At 65.9% G+C, this 10942-nt stretch carries 5 protein-coding genes; 3 read left to right on the top strand and 2 right to left on the bottom strand.

The features are described from left to right. Positions 1–491 precede the first annotated feature (491 nt). Entirely contained in the window at positions 492–1550 is a 1059-nt protein-coding gene (locus VN461_10685) for a DUF2950 domain-containing protein (protein ID HXB55241.1), read from the bottom strand. Continuing rightward, complete coding sequence (locus VN461_10680) at positions 1547–2983, bottom strand: DUF3300 domain-containing protein (protein ID HXB55240.1); 1437 nt, start codon at positions 2981–2983, stop codon at positions 1547–1549. The genes VN461_10685 and VN461_10680 overlap by 4 nt, the downstream gene beginning before the upstream one ends. Positions 2984–3972: 989 nt before the next feature. On the opposite strand from VN461_10680, the gene VN461_10675 reads away from it, so the two are divergent. The 3 genes from VN461_10675 (at position 3973) to VN461_10665 (ending at position 10658) form a co-directional block, all read left to right on the top strand. Beyond that, the gene (locus VN461_10675) at positions 3973–4908 is read left to right on the top strand and encodes a BamA/TamA family outer membrane protein (GenBank protein HXB55239.1); all 936 of its coding nucleotides are present in this window, start codon (positions 3973–3975) and stop codon (positions 4906–4908) included. A 195-nt stretch (positions 4909–5103) separates the two neighbouring features. Further along, a complete protein-coding gene (locus VN461_10670; protein ID HXB55238.1) occupies positions 5104–8616 on the top strand; it encodes a TonB-dependent receptor in 3513 nt (1170 codons plus the stop codon). 23 nt (positions 8617–8639) lie between these two features. Then, positions 8640–10658 (top strand): VWA domain-containing protein, encoded by a 2019-nt coding sequence (locus VN461_10665; GenBank protein HXB55237.1) that lies wholly within the window; start codon positions 8640–8642, stop codon positions 10656–10658. Positions 10659–10942: the final 284 nt, after the last annotated feature.

The raw sequence follows: 10942 nt of genomic DNA, 5'->3' as shown, positions 1-10942 counted from the left end.
CTGGCCGTAGCGCCCGTCATGTGGGCGAGTCAGGATGCCACGGTACCACTAACCGACGCCGAGGCAGGTCCGATAGCCTTGGGCAGCCTCTGCTGGTCGCAACCGGCTGCCGGGCGTCGCGTTCGGTCAAGCGCTCCGAGGCGTATGCCTAATGGCGTGGCCAGCACCCACGGCGTGACCGACGAGGATCTCCTTCGTTTACCGCGTGACGGCCGCAGTGGGTCATCGATCCGCGGGCGGCCCGCGCCGTCCGTTACCGCTCGCTAACCGATGTCCGTGAGGTCGACCCGGACGGCACTCTTGACGGGGAGGAGGTGCTACCCGGCTTCCGCTGCCCGCTCTCCGGGGCATCACTCACGGGATGCGATGCTCGGCAAGGCGTTCCAGCGGCGCAGCGGCCTCGGAAACGAGCCGAGAGGCGGTCTGGGGGCCCCTTGCCGCAGCCCAACTCAGCCGAGCAGGTCTCCGGGCCAACGACGTGACTGCTTTTCCTACGGTTGCACCTCAACCAGTTTCCAGGTCGGGTCCGGGTCGTACTCCGTCATGGCGGAGGCCACCTTTGCGGTGCTCGGGCCGAGATTCTTCTCGTAGACGCGGCCTTGTTGGTTGATGATGAGCGTCATCACCCCGGAGTTGTCCCATTTGTCTGGATACGCGACGAGCGCGTACCCGGCGATCATATTGCCGTTGATAACGTAACTGTATCGGCCACCAGGCGCATGCGGGCCCTGACGAGTGAGGATCTTGAAGTAGTAGCCATGATAGGGCGCATGATCGATTGCAGGGGCTTCCTGGGTACCGGCTGCTTTGCCCACGGCGTCGCCACTAGGCGCCTTGGGGCCATAGCCTTCTGCCTGGGCACCGGCAATTAGCTTTCCAAGGGGGCTGGGTGCGTCATCCTCGGACGTCTCCCAGTAGAGTCCATCGTGCGCACCGGGCGAACTGATGATCTTCTGCGCGTATTCGGCGACGCCCGCGTGGTCCCAATCCCCTTCGGTGTAGTACTCCCATTGGGCCACCGCGTAGGCGCGGCAGGTGGCAATGGCGGAGAGCTCATTCTCACCGATGCGGCGGTTGAGAACCTCCTCGAGACCCGCCTTTGTGTCGAATAGCCACTTTCCGTCCTTTTGCACGATGGGAATGGCAGTGGGCCAATTGTCTTTGCCCACTGTGACGGTGTACCTGGAATCGCCGTTTTTCTCGAGGCGCGCGGATTCGCTGACGGCAATGGCAAACTCGTCCAGGTGCCGTGCGTCCTCGACGTCGTCGCCGGAGAGAAGCTGGGCATAGTCTGGGCCGAAGAGTTTTGCGAGGGCCTCGCGGTCCTTGGCTGTGGCGCCAGCAACGAGAGCCTGCAACGCGCCATCGGCGGAGGAGAAGGTGCTCTGTGATGGCGGCTGGGCGTGGGCGATAGGGGCGAGGGCAACCAGGCCGGCGGAAAGGAATACTGCTGCCGTCCCCGGCGCCAAACGTCCGAACCTCTTCCGGAAATGGATCATTGGCGGATCCCCCTTTCTGGTCTCGATCCCTTGGCCAAGGAGGTTTTTCAAGGCTTCCTCTTTTCGCCACCCCGCGGGGGAGGCGCGGGTCTACTCTGAGCTCTCGGCTGAGGAGCGGGCCGTGCCGGAGGAGCTTGGCGGCTCGCTTGGCCACGCTGGCTGGAGGCACGTGGGTTGAAGTTGCCTTCGTTCGGGCTGAAGGCATGCGGGGCGGGCCGATAGACCGGTGGCGGAGGCGCCTGGCGGGTCGGCGGCTGCGGAGGGGGTCGGCGGGCCGCCGGCTGCGGGGCGATTGGACGGCTCTCCGCACGCGGGGCGGGTGTCGGCGCGGGCCGCTGCTGATGAGCAGGCTGGCTGGCCGTGTGTGGAGGAGTCGTGTCGCGGCCGCGGTACTGATCGATTCGTGGACTGTTACGGTCAATGTTGCGGTCGATGATCTTGTGCGGCGCTCCGGGGGGATTGCCGCCACCGGCCTGGGTGCTGGGCCGAACGGCAGGTCCCGTACTCCCCCCTCGAATCGGGGTCCGCCCGATGTTCCCGCTGTTCGAGCGACTAGCACGTTGGTTGTTCACCTGAACGTTGCTGTAACTGACGTTGCGGTGGACAGCATTGTAACGAGCTAGGTTGTTCGGGTTCACCTCACGATGGATGACGTTTCTGTTTACAGTGATGTTGTTGTAGCGGTTGTTGATATAGACGTTGTTCACGACGTTCACGCGGCCACGGGACCGGTTAATCCACCCGCAATTCCAACAATCCCTGCCCCAGCCTTCCCGGCGCCATCCGGTGTAATAGACCCCCCCCCACCCGCCGCCGTAGCCCCAACGGAAGTCCAGATTCAGCCAGGCGCCAATGGGAAAGCCGATGCCGAAGGTAAGGGCCGGCCCCCAGGCAGGCCGACGATAGTAGATGATGGCCGGATCGTAAGAGGGGACGTAGATGTATTGCGGCTGATAGGGAGTGATCGCGATGTAGTTGTCGTGTTCCAGAACCTCCTCCTCCTGCGATGATTGCAGGTTCCCTGCACCGCGCGCCATATGACGGAGATGCTGAACGGAGGATGCGACGTCGGTGGATTGGTTCACATAGGCTTGGCCAACGGATGTGGTCCAGTCGATCCGGTCGGCCATCATTTCGACTACGGTTGGATAGTGTGCGATGGCTCTCACGCTGACATCCCAGTCCTGGTCATCAACGCCGTTCTGGCTGTTGGCGCGAACGTAGCGCGCAGCCTCCTCCACCTGGTCCGGAAACGTCGCCGCGACAAAGAGCTGGGCCAGAAGCGGGTCGGGATAGAGCGCGATGGGAGATAGAAGATTGTCGAGCTGCTCGGCTGTGAAGTTTTCGTAGCCAGGCCCCTGGTCCTGCTCCTGGGACGGATCAGGTGGTTCCTGAGAGAATCTGCGCTCCGGATACGGAGCAGCCTCGAGGATCGGGAGACTGAGGAGACCGAAAGTGAGTAGGGTGGCTAGAGCTCTAAGCATGAGTCCGCTGCCTCCTTGAGACTAAGCATAACCCAATTAGCAGGGCCCCGAATGTCTCACGGCGAGGCCAGAGTGGTCCCGTATGAACCTGAACTCCATTTCCGCCACCAACGTCTCAGCCAGCGCGTTGGGACCCTGAGCCCGGGCCGATCGACCGAGACGAACCTTCTGGACAGCGACGGCTAGGGGGGCTGGATCGGTTCCGTCCCTCCGGACTTGGGTGACCGCGGCCCTCCGGGCGCTCCAGCCCGGAGTGAGCACCGAGGGCCGGATCTTCGGCGGTCAGCCGGGGGGGGAAGTGTGGTCGGGGAGACACTCTCCACCACGGGCATCCTCTGGATCGTGGCTGAGCAGGCATCCCTCCTCTCCATCTGACTCTTCCAGCGACCTTCCGGAGGATACGGGGCACTGCCCGCTGTCTGGCAGGGCCCTCGATCAGATCCAATTCCTTCTCGGGCACGCCTCCGTCCAGCCTAAAGAACGCCACCTGGGCGGGAAGCAAGAATTCCCGGTGGCGGCTTAACGGCGGCTTAACAACAGGCGGGCGTTGGGCCCTCTCCAAGAAAGGCGGGGCCTGGGTGGGGGGTGCGATCCCGCGCCTCAGAAACGGGACTGCAGCTTGGCTTTCACTTTCTTCAACCAGAAGCGCCGTTTCGCGGTCCAAGCGAGTCATGGGAGGGAGTGCACACGTCCGCGCGATGCTGTTGGCGTGCGCCCTGGTCGCCACGTCCGCGGGCCCGGCTGGAGCGCAGGTTGCGCCCCCCGACCCGAACGCGGTGCCGATCTTGGACGTCTTTGACCTCATCCGGCAGCTCCGCCACAAGCCGCCTCGAGAAGAATTGGAGACGGGGACGGGGCAATCCAAGAAATCCGCGGTTACGGCCGCGCCTGTCATAGGCTACAACCCCGCAACCGGGCTATCGGTTGGTGTCGGGCTCAGCAGCGCCTTCTTCCGCGGGGACCCAGCGACGACGAGACCCTCTTCGCTCTTGGCGAGCCTGAAGGTCACCACGAATGGGCAGTTGGTCTCCAGCGCCAGGGTCAACGTGTTGACCGCTGACAACCGGTGGCGGCTCGTGAGCGACACCCGCGGGTACTTGACGAACCAGAACACGTATGGCCTTGGCACGGACTCGCCACCGGGCCAGGCGTTTAACATGAAGTACGACTACTTGCGGCTTTACGAGACCGTATACAAGCAGGTCCGACCCAACCTGTTCGCGGGAGTGGGGTTCCGCTACAGCAATTACAGCCACATCGCGCCGAACCCAGAGAACCCGGCTGCGATGCCCGAGTCAGGGTTCCTCACGTACTCGAACGAGTTCGGACTCAACCTGAGAGCTCAGACCTCGGCCGGTGCCAGCGTGAACGCGCTCGTCGATAGCCGCGACAGCTCCATCAATCCGAGCCGGGGCTTCTACGCGGACCTCAGATACGAGATGTATCTCGGGGGCTTCCTCGGTGGCGCCTCGACCTGGCAGCTGTCCCACTCCGACCTACGGACGTACGTCCGGCTGACGAAAGACGCTCGCCAGAAGTTGGCGTTCTGGTTCTTCGCCGATCTGGTGACGGGAGGCCTGGCCCCCTACTTCGACCTCCCAGCCACGGGAGACGACACCTACGCGCGGTCCGGACGCGGGTACACCCAGGGCCGGTTTCGCGGCGAACGCATGCTCTACGGGGAGATAGAGTACCGTTGGACCATCACGAAGAACGGCTTGCTGGGGATGGTGGCCTTTCTCAACACGGAGACCCTGAGTGATCGGGAGACGGCCGAGAGGCTGTTCGACTCATTCGCGACAGGCGCGGGGGCCGGCCTTCGGCTGATGCTCAACAAGCGATCGAAGACTAATTTCTGCATCGACTATGGCCATGGTAAGGGGGGGTCGAGTGGAGTGTACGTAGGCCTCCAGGAGGCCTTCTAGGCCCCGGAGTAGCATGGAAGGGGTTCCGGCGGCAGGCGCGGCCCCAAGAAGACAATCTTCGGAGCGGGTGGTAGCAGAACAACCTACTGGGGCGTTTACGCGACGACGTCTGGAAGATCGTTGTTCGTGTGAGCATTTCCACCAATTGCCCGAACCAGGAGAAGATCGTTGGTTCTTGTCCGTTTGAGGGCGGCGGTGGCCGTCACGGCATTCAATCCAGAGCCCCGTTCAGTGGTCCAACGACCCCGCAGAGGAGGGAACGCGAACGGAAGGAGGTTGCTGCTCGCGAGCCGCGCATGGACGCACACCCTGGGCCGGAGCGTCCCGCCGCCTCGCCCGGAGCGGACCGGTCTCGTCGCTCTCCTCGCCATCTTCTTCTCTGCGACGGCGTCGCCGTGGGGGAGTGGGGCCGCATCAGCCCAAGTCCGGACGCCGGAGAAGCCTCGGTGCGAGGTTCGGGGGAGGATCGCTTCGGGTGGAGTGGCCTTGCCCGGAGTGGCCCTCACGGCCGTGCTGGCGGAGCGGACCGAAGCGGTCGCGACGTCCTCGGGGCTCGACGGCTCCTATGTGCTTGGGCCCATGGCGCCGGGCACCTACACCGTGCGCGCGAGCCTCGGCGGCTTCGCCGCGGCCAGGCGCGACGTCACGCTCGAGCCCGAAGCCTGCCAAGCGACCGTCGACCTTGAAATGGTCCTCCAGTCCCGGGCCGCCGAGCCCGCCGAGCCCGCGGCTTCCCAAGCTGGGCCCGCGGTGGCCTCGGCCGGACCCCGCCCCGAGGGGGAGCCCAGCGGGCCGGCGGGCCGGCGGCGTCGGTCCGAGGGCGCTCCACTGGGGACAGGCCGCTTCCAAGGATTAAGCGTGACGGCGGATGCAACGAGCGAGGGCGTAGCCGAATCGACCGATCCGTCCTCGCAGCCGTTGCTACCTCCCGGTTTCTCGGCCGACGCCCCCACGGAGTCCGTCGCTCTCGCCGGCGGCCGCGGGCAGGTCCAGACGGTGGACGCGCTCCTCTATGGCTCCCGCCTTCAAATACTGGAGGAGACAGGAGGAGACACCGACGCCCTGGCCAGACGCATGGCTCAGGGGGGGCTCGAAGGAGCGGCGGGCGACGGCATGACATCGCCGGGCGGCGGGTCGGGCGGCTTCCGGCCCGGCGGAGGCGGCCTCCGAGGAGAGGGCTTCGGGGGCTTCAACCGCAGCAACAAGCTCCAGGGATCGGTCTACTACAACGGCGCGGGCTCGCCTTTCGACGCCCGGCCATTCTCCCTGAATGGCCGGCCTACACAGAAAGCCGCCTACTTCGAGAATCGGTATGGAGCGACGCTGGGCGGTCCGGTCAAGATCCCAGGCCTCTACGACGGCACTTCCCGCACCTCCTTCGCCCTCAACTATACGGGCTCCCACACCCGCAACCCGTACGACACCTACTCGACGGTGCCGACGGAGGAGGAGCGCCAAGGCGACTTCTCCGCTCTCGGCCGGGCCCTCTACGATCCCTTGACAGGTGAGCCTTTCCCCGACGAGACGATCCCGTCGAGTCGCATCGACCCCTCGGCCCGCGCTTTGCTGGGCTTCCTCCCCCTGCCGAACCAGCCGGGCCTGACCCAGAACTACCACTACGTCACGGCCACCGCGAGCACGTCCGACCAGATCACGTTGCGCTTCACTCACGCGCTCACCACGGTGGAAGAGCGCCCCGCCCGTCGCCAGGGCGGACGCGGCGGGGGCGGCGGCCGTCGGCCGAGCATCACCGTGGCCGTGACCTATCGGCGTTCGACGGCCGAGGATACACCCAGCTTTCCGACCCTGGGTGGGTCGACGCGCACTTCGAGCTGGGACGTACCCGTGTCGCTTGCGCTCCCAACCGGCCAGGTGTTCCACCAGCTTCGCTTCGACTACAACCGGAACCAGTCGGAAGCACAGAACATCTTCGCGAGCGTGCGCGACGTTGCCGGGCAGGCCGGGATCCTGGGCGCGTCGCCGGACCCCTTCGACTGGGGCGTGCCCAACCTGTCCTTCACGACTCTCAGCGGGCTCCGCGACCGCAACCCGTCGTTCCGCCTGGACCAGCGCTTCACCGTGAGCGACGTCGCGACTCGCTCCTGGGGCAAGCACAACGTCCGTTTCGGAGGCGGGTTCCGTACCCAGCGTCTCGACAGCGAGACCGACACCAACGCGCGGGGCAGTTTCGTGTTCACCGGCCTGTACACGTCCGGCTTCGCGGGCGCATCCGCGATCCCCGGCACCGGTTCTGATGTCGCCGACTTCCTTCTCGGCCGCGCCCAGCAAGCCTCGGTACAATACGGTCCCGGCCGGGTGGGCTTCCACGGCAATGCATGGAACCTGTTCCTGCAGGATGACTGGCGCCCGAGCACCAACCTGACCCTGAACCTCGGCCTCCGCTACGAGTACGTGTCGCCGTTGGGGGAGGAGCACGACCACCTGGTGAACCTCGACGTGACCCCCGGCTTTACCGCGGCCGTGCCCGTCATCGCGGGCCAAGCGGGCGCCTTCAGCGGAGCTTTTCCGACGAGCTTGGTGAACGGCGACCGGAACAACGTCGCGCCGCGGGTCGGCGTGGCCTGGAAGGCGAAACCAGACCTGACGGTGCGCAGCGGGTTCGGAATCAACTACAGCCTCGGCGCCTACGCCGGGATCGCCCAGCATATGGCCGGGCAGCCCCCCTTCGCCGTGAGCAACACGCTCCTCGGGACCCTTGGCTCACCGCTCCTGCTCGGCGGCGCCCTGACCTTGCCCGGGCCGGCGACCTCCAACTCCTTCGGGATCGACAGGAACTACCAGCTGCCGGCGGTCGCGATCTGGAACCTCGACGTACGGCGGCAATTCGGGCCTGACCTCGTCGTCGGGCTGAGCTACACGGGGACACGCGGCTACGACCTTGACCTGCAGCGCGCTCCCAATCGCGGCCCGGTTGGGCTCCGGATCCCCGGCGTGGCGCCCTTCATCTGGGAGTCCTCCGGGGCGCAGTCGATCATGCACTCGGGGACCCTGCGCCTCCGCAAGCGCATGACTCACGGTTTCGGGGGTGGCTTCACCTACACCCTCGGCCGATCCATCGACGACGCCTCCTCGATCGGCGGCGGCGCGGTGGTTGTGGCTCAGAACGACCAGGATCTCGCGGCGGAGCGCGGGCTGTCGAGCTTTGATCGTCGCCACGTCCTCTCCGCGGATTGGCTGCTGGAGCTACCCATCGGGCCTGGGCGGAAGTGGCTCCGAGAAGGAGTGCTCGCGAGCGTGATTGGCGGATGGGTCTGGAGCGGCACCGCCACTTTCCAGTCGGGCACCCCGTTCACGGCGCGGGTGCTCGGGGACTTCACCGACGTCGCCCGCGGCGTCAACGGCACGCTGCGAGCGAACGTTACCGGCGAAGGCGTGCCCATCGCGAGCCCGAGCATCGCCGACTGGTTCAACACCGGAGCGTTCGTCGCGCCGCCCCCGGGGACGTTCGGCAACGCGGGTCGCAACACGATCATCGGCCCCAGCACGTACCTGGTGAACATGAGCCTCATCAAGAACATCGCCCTTGGCCGCCCCCGCACGCTCTCGATTCGCGTCCAGGCGACCAATGTCTTCAACACCCCACCCTTGCTGGCGATCGACACGGTGGTGAACTCGCCCACGTACGGTGAGGTGGTCCAGGCCGGCTCCATGCGGTCCGTACAGCTTCAGACGAGGTTTCGATTCTGACCGCGGGCGGCGCACGGACGACGGTGGCCCTGCTCGTGGTGGCTCTGGCCGTGCCCGCCGCCCCCATGACGGCGCAGGCTCCCACCTTCGAGTCGGGCGTCGCCCTGGTGCGGGTGACCGTCGTGGTGCGCGACAAGGCGGGGGCTCTGGTACGCGGCCTCACGCGGGAAGACTTCACGATCACGGAGGACGGCAAGCCCCAGACGATCGAGGCCTTCGAGTTCGACGACCTGCCCACCGAGCGCGCGCCCGAGCCGGAGGAGACTACACCTGCGCCGCCTGTGCTGAAGCCGGCCCCCGGGTCGGTGACCGCACCCCAGGCGGCCGCGGCCACGACCGAGCCCGGCGCTCTCGGCGGACGCCGGCTGGTGGTCCTTCTCTTCGACACCAACGGCATGGAACCGGAGCAGCTCGAACGGTCGGTGGCCTCGGCGCGGGCCTACGTGGACGCGCGGATGACCGCGTCCGACCTGGTCGCCGTGGCCACGATCGGATCGCATTTGCAGGTTCTGCAGGACTTCACCAGCGACCGCACCGCGTTGAAGCATGCCCTCGATCGGGCCAGCGGGACGAACGATGCCGCCGATACCGCGATGGACCCGACCAGCGACATCGCCTCGGACTCCGACGCGTTCGCGCCCGACACGAGCGAGCTGGACCTGTTCAACATCGACCGGAGGCTTCGCGCCATTGAAGACCTCGCGAAGGCGCTGGCGCCGGTGATTCAGAAGAAATCGGTCATCTATTTCAGCAGCGGCGTTTCTGGCGCCGGCGCCGACAACCAGGTCGAGCTGCGCGCCGCGATCGATCGCGCCGTGAAGGCGAACCTGTCCGTGTATCCTGTCGACGCCCGAGGTCTCGATGCGCTCGTGCCCGGCGGGGATGCGCGGCAGGCCAGCGCGAGCGGCACCGACGTCTACTCGGGGCGCGCCATGACGCGGCAGTTTGACCAGCAGCTCGCCTCGCAGGACACGCTGGCTTCGCTGGCCGCCGACACCGGTGGGCGTACCTTCTTCGACACGAATGATTTTGCAGGTGTCTACGAGCGCGTGGTGCAGGACAGTTCCGCGTACTATGTACTCGGCTACGCCAGCGCGAACACCATGAAGGACGGCAAGTTCCGGAGGCTGAGGGTCACAGTCAACCGGCCTGAGCTCCGGGTGGAGCATCGCTCCGGCTACTACGCCGACCGAGACTTCCGGCACGCTGGGCGCGAGGACCGGGAGGTCCAGCTCCAGGATCAGCTCCTGACGGATCTGTCGGCGAGGGACTTCCCGGTGTGGGTCCAGTCGGCCCACTTCCGCACCGGGCAGAACCGCTTCTACGTGCTCCTGTCGATCGCGGTGCCGGGATCGGCGCTGCCCCTGGTGCGCTCCGGTGACCAGGAGCGCACGTCCCTCGACCTCGTCGGAATCGTGCGCGATGAAGCGAAGCGCTCTGTGGCCCGTATCCGCGATACCCTGCACGTGAGCGGCTCTGACGTGCGGAAGAAGAGTGTGCAATACCGCAGTGGCTTCACCCTTCCGCCCGGGAAGTATCGCTTCAAGGTCGTGGTGCGTGAAAACGAAGGCGGCGCCTTCGGTTCGTTCGAGACCGATCTCGCGGTTCCCGACCTTCGCCGGAGTCCGCTAAAAGTCAGCTCCGTCGTCTTTGGCACCCAGCTTGCCCCGACTGTCCACGCGGACCCGACGAACCCGCTGGCTCGCGACGGGTCGGAACTCATGCCGAGCGTGACCCACGTCGTCGCGACCACTCAGCCACTCTATTTCTACTACGAGGTCTACGATCCGGCCCGCAACCCCGGGGGCGACGTGCGGGTGCTTAGCAACATCGCCTTCTTCAGCGGCAATACCCGCCGATACGAGACGCCGCTGGTTGAGGTGAAGCGCGTCACCGCCGCGGACCGCGGCGCCGCCATTCTGCAGCTCGCGGTTCCCGCCGCCTCGCTCAAGCCCGGCCTCTACACTTGCCAGGTAAACGTGATTGACGACGTGGCGGGGACATTCACCTTCCCGCGCCTTGCCCTGCTCGTGCGCCAGTAAGCCGGTTCCCTTGCCGTTGCAGGAGCGGAGGAACTCGTTCGCCCCTGCCTCTTCGGGCAAATGGCAGACGGTAATGCCCTTCTCGTTACACCGAGCGTTGCGAAGGACCGGAAACCACGGAAGACCCCTGGACTCAAAACCACGTGGCCGCTTGCGCTCGCGTTTCGGCCGATCTATATTGATCGCTGAGTGGAGCGGAAGCGCAGGAAATCGGGGAGGGCTAAGGGAAGGCTCACTGGCGGAAGCAAGAGTGTTCTCGTTGTTTTGTTCGTACCGAGCGTGGA

The sequence above is a fragment of the Vicinamibacteria bacterium genome, from assembly GCA_035570235.1.
In the GTDB taxonomy this organism is placed as follows: domain Bacteria; phylum Acidobacteriota; class Vicinamibacteria; order Fen-336; family Fen-336; genus DATMML01.
The sequence above is the reverse complement of the archived record's forward strand: the minus strand, read 5'-3'. Positions and strand labels throughout refer to the sequence as shown.

Coding starts and splice junctions, on each gene's coding strand:
- VN461_10680 (HXB55240.1), bottom strand. CDS start 2,983: ATGCTTAGAGCTCTAGCCACCCTACTCACTTTCGGTCTCCTCAGTCTC.